This window comes from Pseudobutyrivibrio sp., from assembly GCF_017471675.1.
GTDB lineage: Bacteria > Bacillota > Clostridia > Lachnospirales > Lachnospiraceae > Pseudobutyrivibrio.
In genome coordinates this window covers 13,088-35,905 of sequence record NZ_JAFUSK010000049.1, presented here as the reverse complement: position 1 = coordinate 35,905, position 22,818 = coordinate 13,088, and the positions used below count along the sequence as shown (strand labels likewise).

Here is a 22,818-nt window from a genome sequence, read left to right as displayed (position 1 = left end):
GAACGGGTTTTTAAGAAAGGTAAGATTATGAAGAAGAACAAGAAACTAGTTCGACAGATATTATGGTTTGCAGCTGTACTTGCATTATTAATGTCTACTACAATTGCAATTATTGGAATGAGCTATGTTAAGAAGGCATATTTTGATTCATTTTCAGAGGAATTACATACATCAGCTATGTTCCTTCAGAGTGCACTTAACAGCCAGTGGGATGGTGACTGGGAAGTAACATCTTCAGGAAAGATTCTTAAAGGAAGCTATGCACTACATGATGATTTTCAGGCTCAGTTAGATGAATTACATGAGCAGACTGGTGTAAGCTTCACTATTTTCTACGGGGAAACTAGATACATCACATCACTTACAGATGAAAGTGGTCAGAGAATGGAAGGTACACAGGCATCTGAAGAAGTTGTAGCTAAGGTTGTTGGAAGTGGTGAGGATTATCTCGCAACTAACTTTAATATTAATGGTAGTGATAGCAAGTGGTATGCATACTATATTCCACTTAAGAATACTGACGGAACAGTTGTAGGTATGATATTTGCAGGCCGCGAAACAGATTCCGTTGCCTCAGCTTTACTTAACGCAAGACTAATTATGATTGGTGTTTACATCTTCTTCGTTGTATTAGTTTTTATTTTAGGTCATAGAATGATTGTGAAATCCACAAATGCTATAGATGAAATTGTGGCTGGACTTAAGAAGCTTGAGGATGGTGAATTATCATTTTATATTGAAGATCATGCATTTGATAGAACAGATGAGATTGGTGTTATTGCTGAGACTTCAGCGGAGCTTCGTGATAAGCTCCAGGATGTAATTAAGACATCTATTGATCTTTCAGACCAGGTAACAAATGCAGGTGAAAATCTTGCTTCAAGTGCTGATACAGCTTTACATGTTGCTGATCAGGTTTCAAATGCTGTTGAGGATATTAGCAAGGGCGCTGTATCACAGGCTGAAAGTGTTGAGAATTCTCTTAACAATACATTGGAGATGGGCGAAAGCATCGAGGATATTTCTGATAGCGTATTAGAGCTTTCAAAGGCTGCTACAGAGATGCTTCAGGATGCTAACAAGACTGTTGATGCTATTAATGAGCTTATGCAGCAAAATGAGCAGGTTATGGCTGCAATGGCAGAAATTCATACTCAGATTCAGGCTACAAATGATGCGGTTAAGAATATTGCAGAAGCATCTAACGCAATTACATCTATTTCAGACCAGACAAATCTTCTTTCACTTAACGCTTCTATTGAAGCTGCCCGTGCTGGTGATGCAGGAAGAGGATTCGCGGTAGTTGCTACAGAAATAGGTTCTCTTGCAGTTCAGTCTAAGGAAGCTTCTGTATCAATCAATGATATTGTTGCAAAGCTTGTTGCTGAGTCAGAGAAGAGTGTTGAGACTATTGAAAAGCTTAACGTAGCATTTAATCAGCAGAACAGCCAGCTTAATTCAACAAAGTCTGATATGGATTATGTGGTTAAGAATGTAAATAGCGTTGATTCTAGCACAAAGACTATCGCTGATAAGGTAGAGCTATTAAATGGATTAAAGGTGAGCTTTAATGATATTATTTCTGAGCTTTCTGCAATTTCTCAGCAGAACGCAGCATCATCAGAAGAGACAACAGCTTCTATGCAGGAATTAAATGCAACATTTGCAATTATTACACAGGCTGCCGATGAACTTAGAGATTTAGCAGTTAATCTAAATGATAAAATGAATTACTTTAATATAGAAGGCACTGTAGCCTAAAAAAAAGCCTTCCCCTCAAAAGGCTTCCCCTCAAAAGGCTTCCCCTCAAAAGGCTTCCCCCCCTGGGGGGAAGCTGTCAGCGCAGCTGACTGATGAGGGGGCTTTTTTTAATTACTAGAATATGTCAAAGCACCACTCTGTGCCCCAGCATATTTTACAGCCCAATTCTTTGCAGATTGTGGGTCTCGTGTGCTGTACCCATAATTATTGCCAGGTCTAAAGCTAGATGCTCCAGCAATCTTTGCTGTAGAAATATCCCAAGATAATACACTACCACTATCTGTGAATCTTCCTATATAATCCATTGCATTTACAACACATCCCTTGTGGCTGCCAGCTTCAAAGTAGTTTTTCTCTGAATAGATATTGCAGTCAGTATAAGGTGTATAGCCTAAGTCAAAATCGTATACATAGTTGTTATAGCAGTGGAAATATCCATAGCGCATCAATCCAGGCGCACGGGTGAGAGTCTGCTTAAAGTAGCAGTTGCTTATGGTCATGCAAGGGTAGCCTGTGTATGTACCATGGCCGTCTTCACCAGGATATCCTAGAATTAATCCATATTTGTGCCCACCAAAGAAGCAATCATTAACTGAAACAAAGTTTGCCTTAAGTCCAACATAGAGGAACTTGTCAGTGTCATTATGATGAATGCTTGCATCTCTATTCATATCATGTCCTGGCCAAGAGCAGTGATCCAGCCAAAAATTATTTCCATCTGAAATATACATCTGAATATCATCGTTATTGTTAATGCTTACAGAGTGTGTAAACGTAATATTCTTGTAGATGTTATTACCTGATGACTGAATGTTTCTAAAGTGTATATTGTTTAGTGTGTGGGCATTATAAGAGCCTACAAATGTCTTATTGCTTCCTACGTTTACCTTTGTAAGAGCATTCTGTGACATGTTTGCACCGATAACGATAGTGTAAGGTGTAGAGCCGGCTGCATATTTTTGAAGGTCACTAAGTGAATTAACAGTTACAGTCTGGCCAAAAACACCACCTGTAATACATGCCTTTTCTCGTCCTGACATATCCTTTGAATATCCAGCAAAGCCTTCAACTCCAGAGGAATTTATTCTGAAACACTGGCTGGTAGAACCATTATAATTTGTCAGCTTATAGCTGCCATTAGAAAGTGTTAGTGCAAGATTTGAATTGTTGTAATTTACAATCTTATAATTGAGGGCAATGCCATTAGCATCATTCTTTACAGCAACTATCTTCCAGTACTGAGATTTGTCGCCAGATGCCACCTTGGCTGCGGCAACACCGTTGCCAGATGTTACGCTGCTGGAAAATGGTGTGAAACAATAGCCGGTAGCAACATTGATGATTCTATATACACCGCTACTTACATATGAAAGAACCCATCTGTTTGATGTGGCACTAGTGCCATTTGAAGTAAGAACTCCACCGTTTGTACCATTGTCATTTACATATTTTCCATCACTGCAATTTACAAAATTGAGCTGCTGCTGAGGGTATACAGTGCTAAGTGATGAGCTTGTTGTAGTTGAAGCTGCAGATGAGCTCTGGCTTGAAGAACTGCTGGTATTAATGGCTTCAAATACAAATTGTTGACAAGCTAATCCGTTATATGTCCATGTGTTAATATTTCCCTTGTTTGCTGTAGACCAACCATATACATCAACAGCCTGCTTATCACCTGAACATTTTGTTGTAAGGCAAAAGACTCCGTCAGTAGATGTTTTTATAGGCTTGAATTTCTGAGGGTCTTTGCCATTTTCGTTGTAGAGCTCTACATTAGTTCCATCTGTTGCTTTTCCTCCGGTAACATCCATCATTCTTCCGCTGGACATACCGGTTTTCAGGGTAATATATCCATCACCTACATTAGTTACATACCATCTTTGGCATGGATAACCATTTCCTTGGTATTGCTGTACGTTGGCGCCGTTTTCATCCTTGCCGTCAGCTACCTCTACATATTTCTGGCTGTTGACGTTTTTGATGTAGTACCAACCATCGGAAATGTAACCTGTCTGTAATGATGATGTTGATGTGCTTGATGAACTGCTGCTTGATGAGGTGTTTGAATTACTAGAACTGCTTGAACTGTTGCTAGAAGGCCATGGAGCCTGCTCGAAATACCAAATTTGATTATTTGCTCCAGTATTTGCATATTGATGTACATTGGCGCCAGTAGTTGTCTTGGCGCTTGTTACATCAACCACTGAATTGAAGTCGCTTACTTCTGTAGCTATATAGTAGCCCAGGTTAGAATCTGCTGGCTTGAGTGCAAAATTCTGAGCTGAGCAGCCATTGTTGCTCCAAATCTGGATGTTAGTTTTGTTTTCAGATGAACCGTTTGCCACATCGAGCGATATGCCTCCGGTCATATCTGTGGCAGGGTGGATTCTGTAGTTTCCTGTAGAGGAATTCTTTTCAAGAATCCATCTTTGTCCTAATGAACCAGTGCCAGTTGCCTGAACCACATTGGCACCAGCTGTAGCCGAGTCATTCTCTACTGTGAGATAAAGACCGCTGTTTTTGTTTTTGATGTAATAGATGTTTCCTGTTTCAGGTGTCACTGCTGCTGCGTTTACCTCTAGCACAGGAAAAGCTATAAATGACATTACCGTAAATACCAGTGCAGCCGATAATGCCAATGCCTTTCTTAACTTCTTCTTCACTTCATTGTTCTCCTTGTTTTGAATTTTCTTCAAAACTCAGTTACTCCCCTTATCCCCTCAGTTAAGCAACATAGATATTGTAGCAGATAGGGGTGGGAGAAAAAGACTTGACCCTGTATTTTACCACAAGTTCCACGAATTGCACAAAAAAATAAGAGATGAATTTGTGTGAAATTTCAAATCATCTCTTAATTCTTTTTATCTGTTCTGCCTACAAGGTAATCTAGAGAAACCTGATAATAATCCGCAAGCATAATGGCGTAGGATAGTGGCAGTTCCCTTATTCCTTTTTCATATCTTCTGTAGACCTCTCGCTTGCAGAATAGGATATCTGCAACTTGCTGTTGAGTCAGGTCGTGGTCTATTCTTAAATCTTCCAGGCGTCTTAGTAGCATAGCTGTTCCTTTCTGTTGTTTAACATATTAATAGCTGAGTTATCTGTAAAAGAGGTGATGTAAGGCTTAAAAGTGTGAAAAATATGTTAAATAATTGATTTTCTCTAGACAATGCTACCAAACAGTGGTATAGTACATTTAAAGATGCTACCAAACGGTGGCGAAAAAATTTTACTCTTTCGTGCTACCAAACGGTGGTATTAATGGTTACATGAGGGAGAAATAATAATAGCAGGAGGGACTTTACACTATGACTAGAAACAAGAAACTTGTACGACTTATGGCAGCTACAGTTGCTGCAACAACAGTTGCTACATCAGTGCCTGCATTTGCAGCATTTGATGCAAGTTACTATGCAAAGCAGAACCCAGATGTAGTAGCAGTAGTAGGAACTACTCCAAAGGCTTTGGAGAATCACTACAACACATTCGGTAAGAAAGAAGGTAGAGCAGCTAGTGCTGAAGACCTTGCTAATTCGCCACTTCGCCAGATTTTTGATGCTAAGCTTTATGCTCAGCTCTATCCAGACGTAGTAGCAGTATTCGGAACAGACGCTGACAAATTATTCCAGCACTTCATGGCATTTGGTATCAACGAAGGCCGTAAGATTAACCAGTACTTTGATGTAAATGCATACAAGGCAGCTTACCCTGACCTTGCAGCAGCATTTGGCGACAACACAGCATCTTACTACCAGCACTTCGCTACAAACGGTATCAAGGAGCACCGTACCCTCGGCGGCTTCCCAGCTGAGAACATCCTCCCAGGTGGCGTAAAGACGGCAGCAGGCAGCAGCTCTAGTTCATCTTCTGGCGGCAGCTCAGGCGGAGCAAGCGGTGGCTCAAGCGCAGCTGTACCTGGAGCAACTGCAGCAGAGCAGGCATACAATACAGCAAAGGCTGCAACTGAATCTGCAGCTAAGGCTTTAGCTACTGCAAATACTGCAAATACAGAGGCACAGGCAGCTTTAACTGCAGCAAATGTTTCTAGTTTAGCGTCAGCAAATAAAACTGTTAGTGATGCAGTAGATGCCATTGCAGGAGATAAAGGTTCTAATACAACCACACAAAAAGCGGTAGATGATACACAGAAGCTAGTAGATGCAGCTGCAACAGCAATAACTACAGCAAAAACACATCCTACAGCAGCTAACAAGAGTGCAGCAGCAGATGCTGCAGCAAGTGCTGTAGATTCGGCTACAAAAACACTTGATGCTGCACAGAAAAATAAGGAAGCAGCTCAAGAAGCAGTTGATAAGGCGGATACAGCATTAAAAGCTGCCCAGGTTGCAGCAGAAGCAGCAAAGAATGCAAAGGATGCTGCAGTTGCTGAAAAGACAGCTACTCAGAGCTATATAGATGCGATTGATAATCAAATTGCTGTAAGTGATAAGAACCTTGCAGATGCTCAAGCAACCATTGACGAAGCAAAGCAGGCTGAGACTAAAGCTAAAAAGGATATGGCTGATGCTATGAAGGTAGCTACTGCAGCTGTAACTGAGGCTGAGAAAGCTTTTGCATATGAAAAAGGAACTGATGGTTCGATAAAAACAGATACAGATGGAAATGCTGTAGTTGATGAAAATGTAGGTACTGTAAAGGATCTTAAGACTGCAACAGATGCATTGGTTACAGCAATTGAGAAAGTTACATACAAAGCGGCTTATGAAGCAGGAATCAAGATAGATGAATCTAAGAAAGATTCAACAGATGCATATATTGCAGATGATGGAACTGAAACAGATAAGGCTGTAGAACTATACCAGCAGTATCTTGACGCAGTAGCTACTAAGGATGCAAAGGCAGTTACAGAAGCTGAAACTGCATTGAATAAGGCCGTACCAGGTGTTGCATCTGATGGTAAGGTAGATGACAAGGCTTTGGCTAGAGCAGAACGTGCGGCAGCTGATTCTGCATACCAAAGTGCTAAAACAGCAGCTGAACAAGCGATAGCAGATTATGCAACAGCTGTAAAGGCTTATAATGACGCATTTGGACAGCTTGGTACTTCAGCAGATGCTGCTGTAGATGATTCTATAAAAGAGGCATTATCTACTGCACAAACTAATTTAAAGACAGCAGGTGTTATTACTACTCCAGCAACTTTGGATGGAAAAACAGCTGCAGAAGCAGATGTCTCAAAGCTAACTGGTTACAAAACAGCTGAGCAAGTTGGAACAACTGCTGGAGAAGCTGCAGCTGCTGCAATAGAGGCTTTAAATAAAGCATATAATACTGCTTACAGTAAAGCAACTACTTCAGCAAACAATGCAAATGATTTTAAAACAAAACAAGAAGATGTTGCAACCAAGACTACAGCAGTAGAAAAAGCAAAGGAGGCAACAGATGCTGCTCTTGATAATAAGGCAAAAGTAGAGGCTGAGCAGCAGGCAAAAGTAGATGCAGCTACTAAGGCAGTCGATGACGCTAAGTTTGAAAGGTCTTTATTGGTTAAAGAGCGTTATGGCGAAGATACTGATGGTGAATACGATGCTGACAAAGAGAAGGCAGATAACGACATTTTAGCTAAAGACAAGGCTACTAAGGAAACTGCTCTAGAGGATATTGATGGCCAAATTAAGGAAGATGAAGACGCAATCGAAACTGCTGATAAGGCTGTAGAGACTGCTACAACAAACAAATCTGATGCTGACAAGGCATTGTATGATGCAACAACTATGGAAAACACAGCGCAGAGCCAGCTAGATACAGCAAATGGTCAGGTTAGAGAAGTTAACAACATCAGAGTTACAGAGACAGAGGAAACTACAACACCTTAATCTTGATAAGATACTTTCATATCAATACTAATTCCTTTATAGGCGGAGCACCCTTCGGGGTGCTCTTGCTATATGTGCATAAAAATAGGCATAGCTCCTGCACATCCTTCTCTAGCTGTCGCCCTGCTTTATGTATGGATTCTGTCACAGAAACCCCAGAAAATCTCTGAATTACGTCGACATTGTGACAGAAATCCAATCCATAGACCTATTTTCTGTCACAAAAAAATCTACAAATCCCATAAATACATTTATGCTGTGACAGAACAAGAGCAAATACATCAAAACTCTGTCACAGCTATTGCCACAAATTCAGAAAAAACATTGCATCTGTGACAGAATCATGTCCGAAATCCTCGAATCCTGTCACACAGATTCAAAGAAACATTATAATTACGTACAGCCTGTGACAGAAATTGCACTAGTTCACCTGATTACTGTCACACAGTCTATTACAAATGCAATTAACTCGTTGCCTCTGTGACACGACAAGCTATAGAAACCACATATTCCATCACCTATTATGTCCTTCATCTCTATAGTGATACCCAACCCATACATACCTATAAATAGGCATACATCCCGCGCATCCATTCCTCTGTCACCAGTGTAAAATAAAAGCAAAAGCACGCACCAGAGCCAAAGTATTCCCAATGCGTGTCCTAATCAGCTACCTCATACACGCAGGAGAACAATAGTCTTCTGTGTGCGTGTCACAAGCGTCCCATCCCGACACGCAGGAGAGCAAGAATCACCCATGTGCGTGTCATAAGTAACTAATCCATACACGCACGAGAACGAAGCCTATCCATCTGCGTGTTTATGCCAGGTCTCTTAATAAGTTAATCACTTCGCAATTCCTTAGCTACACATATAAATAGGCATAACCACCGTGCATCGTGCCGCTGGCTAGAAAAAATAAAAAATGCAGAATTGCCATACTTGAAGGTAATTCCGCATTGTTTAAATTAGCTAGCCTTTGGCTCACCGTATACTCTTTTCATAGATTCATATGAAATGACCCATTGTTTTCCAAATTTACATACATCAATTCCTAGAATGAACTTTCCGTACATAATGGCATGCCTGAGGGTACTTTCGTTTAATCCCCACATTTCAGTGGCATCTCGTAGTGCCATAAGTCCGTCAAAAGGAGAATTAATTTTCAAACCATTTTCCCATAGTTCATCACATGAAATATCTAGCTCATCATTCCATACTATGCCGTATCCACCAATATCAATTTTTGCACTTTTAAATAAAGTGGAATTAGCAATTAGCTCATTGAACATTGGATATTTTTCAGCAAGTGCTTTAATATCGTATAGTTTTCGTTGACCTTCGACGAACAAGACATTTAATTTATAATCATCAGTGACTTGAATATCTTTAATTTTATGAAACATAAACGCCTCCTATTCTAATGGGGGAATTTTTACAAATTCTTGTGTCTCCCATATTTTCAGTAATTCATTTCGGTGTAAAGAAGTCCATTTAAGTACTAATTGAAGTACGCGTAAAGGTAAATCACCTTCTATAACTTCGTTTTTTTGAAAATCAATAGCTGCAATCTGATCACCGTAAATAGCGTGAATATGTGGTGGATTGTGTTCACTGGAAAGAAAATACATTCTAATCACAATACCATTAAATCTTGATATAACTGGCATAACATTACTCCTTGTCAATATTATATCACGGTATCGTGAATTTACAACTGATATACATAGAGATTTTGCTATCTCTGGCATAAAAGATAATAGGCATAACCACCGCGCATCATGCCGCTGGCTGTTCACATTTGAATGCTGAAAAAATAAAGTATGACAAATGTGGCTATATCCTTCAGTCATACTTCATATCAAGGTATTCAAGGGTGATATCGTATTTTAAAGTATGACTTTTGGCGAAATCTAAGAAAATATACGCAGAATGACTGATGGAGGTACGCTTCATCTTCATTCAGAGTATGACACCATAGAAATAAGCAAAAAGTCATACTTAAAACTATACAAAATGCCACAATCCAACAATTTTCAAGTATGACAACATCAGAATCCTCATATAGTCATACTCAAAAGGCTAAAGTACAACTAACGGTTGAAGAGCCATACAAAAACCACAACAAAAACAATAGGCATAACCACCGCACCCCGCCGCTGGCTGTCACCCTGGTTAAGCAAAAGAAATGCGGGAGCCAAAACAATGGCCGAAGATGATATAATTAGGCTAAGGCGAAAGAAAAGGAGAGAAGCTCATGACATTTACAACACTGTGCTATTTGATAAAGGATAATAAATATTTAATGCTGCATCGCACTAAGAAGGGGCATGATATTAACGCGGGGAAGTATATTGGTGTAGGTGGACATGTGGAAGAAAGAGAGTCACCAGCGGATTGCATTAGGCGAGAGATATATGAGGAGACTGGGTTTATGGCTGGCGAAATCACAGCCAGGGGATTTATTACATTTGTAATGGGTGATGTGACAGAGCATACTTTTCTTTACACTTGTGATGATTTCACTGGAGAGATGAAGGCGGAGTGTGATGAGGGCGAGCTGCAGTGGGTAGATATTGATAAAGTGCTGGAGCTAAACCTGTGGGAGGGGGATAAAGTTTTCCTGGAGCTTTTAAATACAAATAAAGACTTTTTTACTGTTAAGTTAATTTATGACTGTGACGATAATCTAATTGACTACTTTACCGAATGATTTTGGAATATGAAATTGAATGTGAATCTCAAAAATCATTAATATATCCTGTGTGACACTTATGTGACAAATCACATGGTATTATCTTTTCAGAAACAAAAACAAACACAAATTTAGGAGGTATGAAAAAATGGTAGTAGGACAGATCATTAATTGCTGTACAGTAGACGAGGTTATTAGAAAGGCTTTCGAGCTAAAAGATAAGGGGATTGTCACTGAATTTGTTTCTAATTGTGCACTAAAGGTTGTGTGCATAGATTAATAAAAGCCTTGCCGGTTGGCAAGGCTTTTAATTTTAGTCATCTAAATCATTTGAAGACATTTCTAGTACGGTACGCTTTCTAGCCATTTCATCTGACTCAAGGTACTCATCATATGTAGTCATCTTATCAATCATCTGTCCATTTGGAAGAATCTCAATAATACGGTTAGCTGTTGTCTGTACGATTTCGTGGTCACGAGAAGAGAAGAGGATTACGCCTGAGAACTTCTGAAGTCCTGTATTTAAGGCTGTAATAGACTCCATATCCAAGTGGTCAGTAGGCTCGTCAAGCATAAGCACATTGCTGTTTTCAATCATCATTCGTGAAAGAAGAACACGTACCTTTTCACCACCGGATAAAACCTTCATTTTCTTAGCACCGTCATCACCTGCAAAAAGCATACGGCCAAGGAAACCACGTACATAAGTAGCATCTTTAATCTCAGAGAACTGTGTAAGCCAATCTACAATGAGAAGGTCTGTATTAAAGATGTTAGTGTTGTCCTTAGGGAAGTAAGACTGGCTTGTAGTAACGCCCCACTTGTAGCTTCCCTCGTCTGGCTCCATCTCACCAGCAAGAATCTGGAATAATACTGTCTTTGCCTTTTCGTTAGAACCAACGAAAGCAATCTTATCTTCACGACCAACATTAAATGTAAGATGGTCAAGAATAAGCTCTCCATCAATTGTCTTTGTAAGATTCTCGATTGAAAGAACCTCGTTACCAATTTCACGAGCTGGTCTGAAATCGATGTATGGGTACTTACGGCTAGAAGGACGGATGTCATCAAGCTGAATCTTCTCTAATGCACGCTTTCTAGATGTAGCCTGCTTAGACTTAGAAGCGTTAGCAGAGAATCGCTGGATGAATTCCTGCAATTCCTTAATCTGTTCTTCCTTCTTCTTGTTAGCTTCCTTACGCTGCTGAATAATAAGCTGTGATGACTGATACCAGAAATCATAGTTACCAGCGTAAAGCTGAATCTTACCGTAATCAATATCTGCAATCTGTGTACATACCTTGTTAAGGAAGTAACGGTCATGGGATACAACGATGACTGTGTTCTCAAAGTTAATAAGGAACTCCTCAAGCCATGCAATAGCATCCAAATCCAAGTGGTTAGTAGGCTCATCAAGAAGAAGAACATCTGGTGAACCGAAAAGTGCACGTGCAAGAAGGATTTTGACCTTAAGAGCACCAGGAAGCTCGCTCATTAATGTGTAGTGGAATTCTGTATCAACTCCAAGTCCGTTAAGAAGTGTAGCTGCATCTGACTCTGCATTCCAACCATCCATCTCTGCAAACTCGCTCTCAAGCTCAGCAGCACGGATACCATCCTCGTCAGAGAAGTCTTCCTTCATATATATAGCGTCCTTTTCCTTCATGATATCGTAAAGACGCTGATTACCCATGATAACTGTATCAAGAGCTGTGAACTCATCATACTTGAAGTGGTCCTGCTCTAAGAATGAAAGGCGGTTGCCAGGGCTCATAGTGATTTCACCACTGGTAGGCTCAAGCTGACCTGATAAAATCTTAAGGAATGTAGACTTACCAGCGCCGTTAGCACCGATGATACCGTAGCAGTTACCCTCTGTAAATTTGATATTAACCTCTTCAAATAAGGCTTTCTTGCCAAAACGAAGAGTGACATTATTTGCTTGAATCATTAAAAATAGTCCTTTCAAAAACTCAATTAAAATAAACCTGAAATAGTTTATCAAAAAAACATAAAAATGTCTAGATTTTGCCAAAAGTTTCAGCATGGCATTATTGCTTTTTACCCTGTTAAATTATATAATATTTAATAAAAATTTTTGGAAAGGTGGTGATATCATGTCAGATTACAATCAGGCCGATTTACAACAGCTTGAGAACAAGATTGCTATGGATGGACATGGTGTCATCGCTACGGAAGATTTTGTTGACCCTGATGTGCTTTACCGTGAGCTTATCGATAGGGTTCGCAAGTACCATCCTAACACTGATATCTCTATGATTGAAAAGGGCTATCAGCTTGCCAGCAAGGCTCATGAGGGTCAGGTTCGCAAGTCTGGGGAGCCTTATATCATTCATCCTCTTTGCGTTGCAATCATTCTTGCAGATCTTGAGCTTGATAAAGAGACTATCGTTGCAGGGCTTCTTCATGATGTGGTGGAGGACACCATATATACTAAGGAAGAAATAGCAACAGAGTTCTCTGAGGAAGTAGCAGAGCTTGTTGATGGCGTTACCAAATTAGGTCAATTGAATTACGATGCGGATAAGGTGGAAATCCAGGCTGAGAACCTTCGTAAGATGTTTCTTGCTATGGCTAAGGATATTCGCGTTATCCTTATTAAGCTTGCAGATAGGCTTCATAACATGCGCACGCTTAAGTATATGCGCCCTGAGAAGCAAAAGGAAAAGGCTAAGGAGACCATGGAAATTTACGCTCCTTTGGCACAGCGTCTTGGTATCAGCAAGGTTAAGATAGAGCTTGATGATTTATCACTTAAGTATCTTGAGCCAGAAGCCTACTACGATTTAGTGGAGAAGGTTGCCCTCAGAAAGAATCAGCGTAACGAATATATTAATTCTTTAGTAGATGATGTGGCTAAGCATATCAAGGATGCTGATATTGATGCAGAGGTATACGGAAGAGCTAAGCATTTCTTCAGCATTTACAAGAAGATGGTTAATCAGAATAAGACCATCGATCAGATATATGATTTGTTCGCAGTGCGCATTATTGTTGATTCTATCAAGGATTGTTATGCAGCCCTTGGTGTAATCCATGAGATGTACACTCCAATTCCAGGACGTTTTAAGGACTACATTGCTATGCCTAAGCCTAACATGTATCAGTCCTTACATACTACTGTTATCGGTCCTAACGGTTCGCCTTTTGAGATACAGATTCGTACCTATGAAATGCACCGCACCAGTGAATACGGTATCGCAGCCCACTGGAAATACAAGGAAAGCGGCGAAGGCTCTACAGTTATGGGCGAGGAAGAGAAGCTTTCCTGGCTTCGTGAAATCCTTGAGTGGCAGCAGGAGATTTCCGATAATAAGGAGTTTTCAAGCCTTCTTAAATCAGACCTTAATCTGTTTTCGGATACAGTATTTTGTTTTACTCCATCAGGAGATGTTAAGAATTTGCCTAACGGCTCTACACCTATCGATTTTGCCTATGCCATCCATTCTGCTGTAGGTAACCGCATGATTGGTGCTAAGGTTAATGGCAAGCTTGTTCCAATTGATTACGTTATCCAAAATGGTGACCGTATCGAAATCGTCACCTCTCAGAACACAAACGGCCCTAGCCGTGATTGGCTTAGCATTGTTAAGAGTTCACAGGCTAAGAACAAGATTAATCAGTGGTTCAGAAGCCAGTCCAAGGATGAGAATATTGCTAAGGGTAAGGAATTGCTCATCAGTTCTGCTAAGCAAAAGGGAGTAGACCTTGGAGAGGTAAACAAGCCTAAATATCAGGAATTAATCAAGAATAAATACGGCTTCCACAGCTGGGATGATTGTCTTGCAGCTGTAGGCCAGGGCGCTATCAAGGAAGGCGCTGTCATTAACAGAATGTATTCTGAATGGCAGAAGGATCATCCTATTAAGATGACCGATGAGGATGTTCTTGCTGAGCATTCAGGTGGCAACGAAAAGATTAAGCCTAAATCTAAGAACGGCATTACAGTAAGCGGTATATATGATGTTTCAGTTCGTTTCTCTAAGTGTTGTAATCCAGTGCCAGGTGACGAAATCGTTGGCTTCGTAACCAGAGGTCGTGGTGTTTCCATCCACCGTACTGACTGCATCAATATGATTAACCTACCTGATTTTGAAAAGGAAAGATTAATCGAGGCAGAGTGGGCTACAGATTCTGAGGATGAAGGCAAGAAGGGCGGCGTATATCTTACAGAAATCAATATCTACGGCAACAATCGTACAGGACTTCTTGTAGATATTACTCGTATCTTTACTGAAAGAGAAATCGATATCGATTCAATCCATTCTAAGACCAGCAAGCAGGGCGTTGCTACAATCACCATCAAGTTCGGCACCCAGAGCCGTGAACAGCTTCGCTCATTAGTTGAGAAGATTAAGCAGGTTGAATCAATCATAGATGTTGAACGCCCTAGAGGATAATATAGAACTTAATAAATTTGGCGGTTGGAACAGCTATTTCAAAGTAGATAGCTGTTCTACTATTTTGGAGAGGAATATGAAAGTAGCAAAAGTGATGTTGCCAGCAGCGATGGAGAATTGCTATCTGGCTATTAATGAGGAAACAAAAGAATCTATTATTATCGATCCAGGCTCTGCGGCAGATAGGGTAAAGTCTGCAGTAGCACAGACTGGCACTAAGCCTGTGGCAGTGCTTCTTACTCATGGGCATTTTGACCATGCTGGTGAGGCTGCTACCATTGCAGATGAATACGGGATTAAGATATACGCACATGAGGCCTGCGCCGACGAGCTTAAAAATCCATCTATCAATCTATCTGCAGATATGTATGGAAGCAGCGAAACATACAGGGCAGATATCTTTCTAAAGGATGATGAAGTAATAGAGCTGGCAGGACTTAAGGTAAAGTGTCTGTTTACACCAGGTCACACTCCAGGTGGCTGCTGCTTCTATTTTGAAAAAGAAGGCATTGTGTTTACAGGGGACACACTGTTTGCAGGTTCAGTTGGTCGCACTGATTTCCCAGGCGGCTCTATGAGCCAGTTGGTAGGTAGCATTAAGAGTAAGCTTCTAGTGTTGGATGACGACACCATCTGTTACCCAGGCCACAACGAACCAACCACAATTAGCGAAGAACGATTATACAATCCTTATTTGAGCTAAAATCAGAACTATAACTTCTTGTGGGCTACTTAAGGAAAAAGCCCACAAGAACTTGGCTTTGCCAAGCAATATTTTCTTTTAGAAAATATTGGTCAATCTCCGGTTCTTGATTTTCTGATGAAAATCAAAAACCTATAATTACTATCTAAAAGAAAGATTTAATATTAGATAGTAGCCAATAAGAACAGAACTACTATCTGATAAGACAATTAGAGTTGAGATAGTAGTTACTTAACAATTATTTACTATCTAGTAAGAAATTTTGAGCTGAGGTAGTAGCTGAATGACAAACATTTACTATCTGCGAAGGAAAAAATGATTTAGATAGTAAGAAATATGAATATTACTACTATCCATTATAAAAAATCAAATATAGGTAGTAATAAGTCCACAGCATACTACTATCTAAGATTGAAAATCAAAATCAGATAGTAAAAGTGCAAGAGAGCACTACTATCTTGATAACAAAAAGTATGCACAGATAGTAAGCTCCATAGATAATTAGGAACAAAGATATGATATACGTAAAGTTAAACGAAGATAATTTTGAATACGACATTTATTCCCTGGTAAAGGCATTTTATCCTAAGCAGGAGGTGCGCATCGGCACTGCGGATGCACCGACTGATGAGGACATCTTATTTACCATGGACGTTAAATACGCAGACTACAAGCTTACATTAGATGGCAGGGAGGTTGAGATAGATTATTCCAACAGGCCTGATACTAAGAATCGTCTTAAGCTTGCTATTTATGAAAGCATAAGCAAGCGCACAGGAAAGACTTTGCCTTGGGGGACACTTACAGGCATTCGTCCTACCAAAATTAGCCTTGGCATGATAGAACAGGGCGCATCAGATGAAGAGGTAGCTGATTACATGAAAAAGACCTACCTTACATCAGATGAAAAGATAGCCTTGAGCCTTCAGGTTTCACACAAGGAGCATGAGCTTTTATCAGGAATTGATTATGACAATGGGTATTCTGTTTATATTGGAATTCCATTTTGCCCAAGCACCTGCCTTTACTGTTCGTTTACTTCATATCCAATAGGTCTTTGGAAGAAGAAATTAGATGATTATCTAAATGCTCTTGAAAAGGAGATTGCATTTACCGCTGAGGCATGTAAGGATAAAAAGCTTACCACTATCTATATTGGTGGGGGAACCCCAACATCCCTTGATGAAGAGCATTTACAGAAGCTTTTAGAGCTGGTTGATAGATATTTCAACACCACAGATTTGCTGGAATACACTATCGAGGCAGGCCGTCCAGATTCCATCACCTACGAGAAGCTTCAAATTATGAAGAATCATCCTATCACCAGGATTTCTATTAATCCACAGACCATGAATCAAAAGACTTTGGATTTAATAGGAAGATTCCATAAGGTGGAGGATATCTACAGGGTATATGGCTGGGCCAAGGAGCTTGGCTTTGATGATATCAATATGGATTTAATACTTGGGCTTCCAGGTGAGACAATAGAAGATGTAAGATACACATTATCAGAGATTGAAAAGCTGTCCCCAGATAATCTGACTGTCCATTCACTGGCTTTGAAGCATTCTGCAAGGCTTAACATAGATAAGGAAGCTTATGATGATTATTTAATCGAAAACTCACAGGCTCACATGGATGCATGCCTTGAAACAGCTAATAAGCTCAACCTTAAGCCTTACTATCTATACAGGCAAAAGAACATGGCTGCTAACCTTGAGAACATAGGATATGCAACTTCTGACAAAGAAGGACTCTATAATATCTTGATAATGGAAGAAAAACAAACTATAATGGCACTTGGCGCAGGCTGTTCATGTAAGTTTGTTGCAGACCATGGTGCCACAGTTACAAGATGTGAGAATGTCAAGGATGTTCAGCTTTACATGGACAGAATTGATGAAATGATAGAAAGAAAAAGAGAAAGACTTAGAGAGGATTTAAAATGGCTTTAAACAAGAAACCAGTTAACGGAATGAAGGATATACTTCCTTATGAAATGGAAGTTAGAGATTATGTTACTTCTATTATTAAGGAGACATATCGCTCATTTGGATTTACACCAATCGAGACACCAGCAATGGAGTCTATTGGCAATCTTTCAAATAAGCAGGGTGGCGAGAACGAAAAGCTTATCTTCAAGGTAATGAAGCGTGGCGAGAAGCTTAACATCCCAGAGGCTACTACTGAGGAGGATGTTGTAGATTTTGGTATGAGATACGACCTTACAGTACCTCTTTGCCGCTTCTATTCTAACCATGCTAACGAGCTTACTTCACCATTTAAGTCACTTCAGATTGGTTCTGTTTGGAGAGCTGATAGACCTCAGCGTGGTCGTTATCGTCAGTTCACTCAGTGTGATATCGATATTTTAGGCGAGCCTAGCAACCTTGCAGAGATAGAGCTTATCCTTGCAACCACTACTACACTTGGCCGCATCGGTTTTAAGAATTTTGAAATCCGTATTAACGAGCGTCGTATCCTTAAGGCTATGGCTGCATACGCAGGCTTTGCTGAGGAGGATTACGATTCAATCTTCATTACACTTGATAAGATGGATAAGATTGGTCTTGATGGAGTTTCTAAGGAGCTTCTTGAGGCTGGTTATCCACAGGAATCTATCGATAAATATGTAGATTTGTTTGACGCACTTGATAATGTTAAGGATGTTGCTGCAGGCATGGAAATTTTACTTTCTAAGCTTGGTGAGTTCCTTGATGAAGAAGTAGCTAACTGGATGCGTGAGATTGCAACAGCTGTTAATGCTACTAAGGAAGCTGAGTTTGAGCTTGTATTTGATCCTACACTTGTACGTGGAATGAGCTATTATACAGGTACAATCTTTGAGATTGCTATTCCAGAGTTTGGCGGAAGCTGCGGCGGCGGTGGACGTTACGATAAGATGATTGGTAACTTTACAGGTCAGAACACTCCTGCATGTGGTTTCTCAATTGGATTTGAGCGTATTATCCTTCTTCTTATGGAGCAGGGCTTCAAGGTGCCAGGTGCTAACAAGAAAGTGGCTTATCTTGTTGAGAAGGGGTATCCAGCAGATAAGCTTACAGAGGTTATGGCGCAGGCTAAGGCAGCCCGTGCAAATGGTGAGACAGTTCTTGTAGTACGTATGAACAAGAATAAGAAGTTCCAGAAGGAGCAGCTTTCAGCAGAAGGCTATGAGGAATTCGTAGAGTTTTTCAATAGGTAAGATATTGTAGGGTTAATGTTATGGGATTATTAGGGGGCAAAAGAAAATTAGGAAGCAACAGTGCGCTTGCTATTGCAGCAGGCTGCGCTGTTGCTTTTATGTTTATTGCTACAATTGTAAGCACTGTTTTGTACAAGCAGAGAATGGATGAAGCAGTGGGACTGATGGCAGAAACTACCTACAACGAGTACGATTCCTATGTGGTAATGATTTCTTCTGATGATGATTCAACCTTTTGGAAGCAGGTGTACGAAGCAGCAAAGGAATACGGTAAGGAGAATGGTGTCTATATAGACATGATTTCTCAGTCTATTGATGAAAGCTATAGCAAGCCAGAGCTTATTGAGATGGCTATTGAGTCGGACTGCGATGCTATTTTTATAGAAGGGGATGACAGTGAAGAAACTACAAAAATGCTTGCCAGAGCAAGTCAAAGGGGGATTCCGGTATTTGCCTTAGGTACTGATGTGGAAGCTGAAAGCAGAATCAGTTACATAGGTGCTAACAGCTATTCTATAGCAAGCCTTTACGGCACATCTCTTGTGGACAATCTTGTAAAGCAAAAGAAGGTATTGGTGCTAGGGGCTGATAGTGTAAGTGTTGCTGATGAAAATGCTTTTATTAACAATATCCAAACAGCACTTACAGGGGCTGATATAGTAAATGCTCCTTTAGAATTTGAAGCCAGAGCTATTACAGAAACAGGGCCTTTTGCCATAGAAGAATATGTGCAGAACATGTTTAAGGAAAACGATTTGGCACCGGTGGTAATCTGTCTTGATGAAAAGACCACAGCTTCATTTTATCAGGCTATGATTGACTACAATAAGGTAGGTTCAATATTACTTTTCGGAAGTGATAAATCCTCAACCATCCTAACAGGTATCAAACAGAGGGTTATTGCAAGCTCAGTGTATGTGGATTCTAAGGCACTGGGCCAGGCAGCAGCAGGGGCTTTTATTGAATATAAGGAGGCAGGTAATGTTTCTGATTATGTCAGTGTAGAGGCTAAGCTGATTGATGCAAGCAATGTAGCAGATGAGCTTCAGGAGGTGGATGGTGAGTAAAAAAAGTATCAAATCCATGTCCTTAAGAAAAAAGATGATAATGGCTTTTTGTTTGCCTACTATATTGCTTTTTCTTGTAAATATGATGTTATACCTTGGTACCACAAGGGTGCTTAATTCCTTGGACGTTGTTTATTCTAGTAACAATGCTTTGAATCAGCTTAATACAGCATTGGAAAGCCTTCAAAATGCTACAGAAGGTTATCTGAATACTAAGACCAGCGATGCATTAGAGCAATATTACATTCGAGAACAGGAATATAGCGATATGCTAGTAGCCTTAGACGATAACAAGGATGACAATGAAAATCGTGTCATGGAGCGCAACATTAGGCACATGTCTCAAAACTACCTAGAGCTTACCAACCAGGCTGTGGAAAGTAAGCGTGGAGGTAATGTAGAAAAATACAAAAACATTTACGAAGAGGCAACAAGGACATTTAGCTATATAGAAAGTAGTATTAATAGTCTTAATAATAAGCAGTTTGTTAATAACTCTAAATCTTATGGGGCTATGATGGCGGCTTTGCAGACAATAGAGCGGCTAAATATTATTACATTAGTTATCATTGGTCTTGCCAATCTGGCGTTTGTTGTGCTTATAGCATCTACCATTGCAGGTCCTCTTGTCAGGCTTGCAGCTACTGCGGATAGTGTATCCAAGGGAGATTTTGATGTACCACTTCCACCTGTTAGAAGTAATGATGAGGTGGGAGTTGTTACAGGTGCCTTTAACAAGATGGTTATCTCTATCAAGGATTATATTGCAAAGCTCACAGAATCTATGGAAGCAACAAGAAAGCTCAGGGAGAACGAGCTTATTATGGAAAACCATGTAAAGGATGCGGAGCTTAAATATTTGCAGTCTCAGATTAATCCTCATTTTCTGTTTAACACCTTAAATGCAGGTGCACAGCTTGCCATGATGGAAGGGGCGGACAGAACCAGTAACTATATTCAGCGTGTGGCAGATTTCTTCAGATACAATATTAAGAAAAACAAGGACGTAGTTACCCTGAAGGAAGAAATTGAGCTGGTTGATATATATATCTACATAATAAATGTTCGTTTTGCTGGAGAAATCCAGTTTACAAAGGAGATAGACGAAAGCCTGCTTGATATCAAAATCCCAAGCATGATACTTCAGCCTATAGTTGAAAACAGTATCAACTACGGCTTGCGCAATATAGAATGGGCTAAAAAGATAAAGCTATCTGTATATGAGCTGGGAGATTACGTTTGTATTAGTGTGAAGGATAACGGAGCAGGCATAGAAAAGGAAACCTTAGATAAAATCCTAAATGGAAGCTTTGTAAGCAATCCTAACAAGTCTGATTCCAACGGAGTTGGTCTAAATAATTGCATAGAAAGGTTAAATATTTTCTATGAAAGGGACGACGTGCTTGATATCATATCAGAAGGAAAAGATAAAGGCACCGAAACCATCCTATATCTACCAAAATGATAAAAAAGAAGCCTTCCCCTTTTGTAAGGGGGAAGGTGTCGACGCAGTCGACGGATGAGGGTTTTTAAACATGTACAAAATACTACTAGCCGATGACGAAGGCATCGTCATCGATTCACTTAAATTCATAATAGAAAAAGAATACGGAAGCAAATGCGACATCCGCACAGCCAAAACTGGCCGTCAGGTAATCGAGGTTGCAGAAGAATTTCAGCCGGATATTGCCTTTATGGATATCCAAATGCCAGGAATTAACGGCATCGAAGCTATGAGGGAAATCAGGCGCACTAACAACCATGTGGTGTTCATCGTAATGACAGCCTATGACAAATTCGATTATGCCAAGGATGCCATTTCTATCGGAGTGCTTGATTATCTAAATAAGCCTGTTAGCAGGGAAGCTATCCTTGATGTGCTTGGCAAGGCCATGAATCAAATCGATGGAGAACGAAGGAAACGTAGCAACGATTTACAGGTTAGGGAGAAGCTTGAGACAGTTGTTCCTATTATAGAAAATGGTCTTATTCAGGATTTGCTTTTTAAGGAATATTTCAAGGAAGATATTGATAACTACAAGACACTTCTTGGCATTGATTCGGAATATGGTTACATGGCATGTATGGTGTTTGGTAGAGAGCTTGTAGGCAACTACATGACCAGTGCTGTAGCCGTATCAATCCAAGCCCAGAAGGCTTACCGTGAAATCCACACCATCACAGAGGATTATATTAAGGGAATCATGGGGGCTGTTATGTCTAACAAAATCCCAATTCTGATTCCTACTGATTCGCCAACTCTTTCTTATAATGAAAGAAATCAGGTGGTGGAAAACGCCAGAGCCCTTTGCAGAAAGCTTTCAGAACGATTTGATATGGATTTTCGAATCGGCTTTGGTTCGGTAAAGCCCCTAGAGCGAATGAGTGAATCCTATGAGGAAAGCAACTCAGTGCTTATATCTACCACCAGCCATGTGGCCCATGTGGATGATATGCCTGTGGCCTGCAGATATGAAGAAGATTATCCTATGGATTTGGAAAAACGCTTGTTTAACGAGGTCACCCTTGGAAATGTAAACGAATCTACAGCCCTGGCTCAGACCTTCTTTGAATGGATGGAAGAGAATTATTCTCATGATAATGACAGCATCAGGCTGAAATGCTTGGAGTTTGTATTATGGGCAGAGCATTTAGCATACGAAAAGACAGGTAGAATGTACGAGTTTCAAAGCAGATCTAATTATCTGTCAGAGCTTCTTAGCCTGGCTGGTTTATCCGATGTAGGCAGATGGTTTGTAGAAAAGATAAAGGCTGCGGCATTTTGGGTATCTAACAAGCATGAAGAGCAATCCATGAGTGCTGTGAATAAGGCTAAGCAGTACATAGATGAAAACTACATGAAGGAGCTTACACTAGATGATGTTTCCAGAGTGGTAAACATAAGCTCCTACTATTTTTCTAAGGTGTTCAAGGAAGAGACAGGGGAAAACTTCATTGATTATCTGACTAAGCTTAGGATTGAGGCAGCCAAGAATCTGCTAAAGACTACAAATAAATCCATGAAGGAAATTGCACTTGAGGTAGGATATTCGGACCCTAATTATTTCTCACGAAACTTTAAGAAATATACAGGAAAAACACCTACTGATTACGCAAAGGGATAAGATA

16 protein-coding genes are annotated in these 22,818 nt (G+C 40.2%); 11 read left to right on the top strand and 5 right to left on the bottom strand.

All coding sequences use genetic code 11. The annotated features are described in order from the left end of the window. Positions 1 to 27: 27 nt before the first annotated feature. Positions 28 to 1,761, top strand: a complete 1,734-nt coding sequence (locus tag IJ535_RS08425; protein WP_294301261.1) for a methyl-accepting chemotaxis protein — start codon at positions 28 to 30, stop codon at positions 1,759 to 1,761. 107 nt (positions 1,762 to 1,868) lie between these two features. Here IJ535_RS08425 and IJ535_RS08420 read toward each other — a convergent pair whose 3' ends face one another. Then, a complete protein-coding gene (locus IJ535_RS08420; protein ID WP_294301258.1) occupies positions 1,869 to 4,424 on the bottom strand; it encodes an RICIN domain-containing protein in 2,556 nt (851 codons plus the stop codon). 188 nt (positions 4,425 to 4,612) lie between these two features. Continuing rightward, positions 4,613 to 4,819: a helix-turn-helix domain-containing protein gene (locus IJ535_RS08415; RefSeq protein WP_294301254.1), complete on the bottom strand. Its 207-nt coding sequence runs from the start codon at positions 4,817 to 4,819 to the stop codon at positions 4,613 to 4,615. A 250-nt stretch (positions 4,820 to 5,069) separates the two neighbouring features. Here IJ535_RS08415 and IJ535_RS08410 point away from each other — a divergent pair, with 250 nt between their 5' ends. Then, complete coding sequence (locus IJ535_RS08410) at positions 5,070 to 7,598, top strand: hypothetical protein (RefSeq protein WP_294301251.1); 2,529 nt, start codon at positions 5,070 to 5,072, stop codon at positions 7,596 to 7,598. Positions 7,599 to 8,566: 968 nt separating this feature from the next. On the opposite strand, the gene IJ535_RS08405 is transcribed toward IJ535_RS08410, so the two are convergent. After that, entirely contained in the window at positions 8,567 to 9,004 is a 438-nt protein-coding gene (locus IJ535_RS08405) for a DUF2442 domain-containing protein (RefSeq protein WP_294301248.1), read from the bottom strand. 9 nt (positions 9,005 to 9,013) lie between these two features. Next, positions 9,014 to 9,268, bottom strand: a complete 255-nt coding sequence (locus IJ535_RS08400; protein WP_028242787.1) for a DUF4160 domain-containing protein — start codon at positions 9,266 to 9,268, stop codon at positions 9,014 to 9,016. A gap of 587 nt (positions 9,269 to 9,855) precedes the next feature. Between IJ535_RS08400 and IJ535_RS08395 the strand changes: the two genes are divergently transcribed. Continuing rightward, a complete protein-coding gene (locus IJ535_RS08395) occupies positions 9,856 to 10,311 on the top strand; it encodes an NUDIX hydrolase (RefSeq protein ID WP_294301240.1) in 456 nt (151 codons plus the stop codon). Between the two features lie 130 nt (positions 10,312 to 10,441). Continuing rightward, positions 10,442 to 10,573: a hypothetical protein gene (locus tag IJ535_RS08390; RefSeq protein WP_294293502.1), complete on the top strand. Its 132-nt coding sequence runs from the start codon at positions 10,442 to 10,444 to the stop codon at positions 10,571 to 10,573. Positions 10,574 to 10,606: 33 nt separating this feature from the next. Here the strand turns inward: IJ535_RS08390 and IJ535_RS08385 are convergent, their stop codons facing one another. Next, on the bottom strand, positions 10,607 to 12,244 hold the full coding sequence (locus IJ535_RS08385; protein ID WP_294293505.1) for an ABC-F family ATP-binding cassette domain-containing protein: 1,638 nt from the start codon (positions 12,242 to 12,244) through the stop codon (positions 10,607 to 10,609). Between the two features lie 166 nt (positions 12,245 to 12,410). Between IJ535_RS08385 and IJ535_RS08380 the strand changes: the two genes are divergently transcribed. The 7 genes from IJ535_RS08380 (at position 12,411) to IJ535_RS08350 (ending at position 22,814) form a co-directional block, all read left to right on the top strand. Next, on the top strand, positions 12,411 to 14,714 hold the full coding sequence (locus tag IJ535_RS08380; protein WP_294301238.1) for a RelA/SpoT family protein: 2,304 nt from the start codon (positions 12,411 to 12,413) through the stop codon (positions 14,712 to 14,714). Between the two features lie 76 nt (positions 14,715 to 14,790). Then, positions 14,791 to 15,417: an MBL fold metallo-hydrolase gene (locus IJ535_RS08375; protein WP_294301235.1), complete on the top strand. Its 627-nt coding sequence runs from the start codon at positions 14,791 to 14,793 to the stop codon at positions 15,415 to 15,417. A 515-nt stretch (positions 15,418 to 15,932) separates the two neighbouring features. Beyond that, on the top strand, positions 15,933 to 17,372 hold the full coding sequence (gene hemZ, locus IJ535_RS08370; protein WP_294301231.1) for a coproporphyrinogen dehydrogenase HemZ: 1,440 nt from the start codon (positions 15,933 to 15,935) through the stop codon (positions 17,370 to 17,372). After that, positions 17,363 to 18,622, top strand: a complete 1,260-nt coding sequence (gene hisS, locus IJ535_RS08365; RefSeq protein ID WP_294301228.1) for a histidine--tRNA ligase — start codon at positions 17,363 to 17,365, stop codon at positions 18,620 to 18,622. Before hemZ ends, hisS begins: the two co-directional genes overlap by 10 nt. 20 nt (positions 18,623 to 18,642) lie before the next feature. Continuing rightward, positions 18,643 to 19,689: a sugar ABC transporter substrate-binding protein gene (locus IJ535_RS08360; protein ID WP_294301225.1), complete on the top strand. Its 1,047-nt coding sequence runs from the start codon at positions 18,643 to 18,645 to the stop codon at positions 19,687 to 19,689. After that, a complete protein-coding gene (locus IJ535_RS08355; RefSeq protein ID WP_442961387.1) occupies positions 19,679 to 21,154 on the top strand; it encodes a histidine kinase in 1,476 nt (491 codons plus the stop codon). Before IJ535_RS08360 ends, IJ535_RS08355 begins: the two co-directional genes overlap by 11 nt. 70 nt (positions 21,155 to 21,224) lie before the next feature. After that, complete coding sequence (locus IJ535_RS08350) at positions 21,225 to 22,814, top strand: response regulator transcription factor (protein ID WP_294301218.1); 1,590 nt, start codon at positions 21,225 to 21,227, stop codon at positions 22,812 to 22,814. Positions 22,815 to 22,818: the final 4 nt, after the last annotated feature.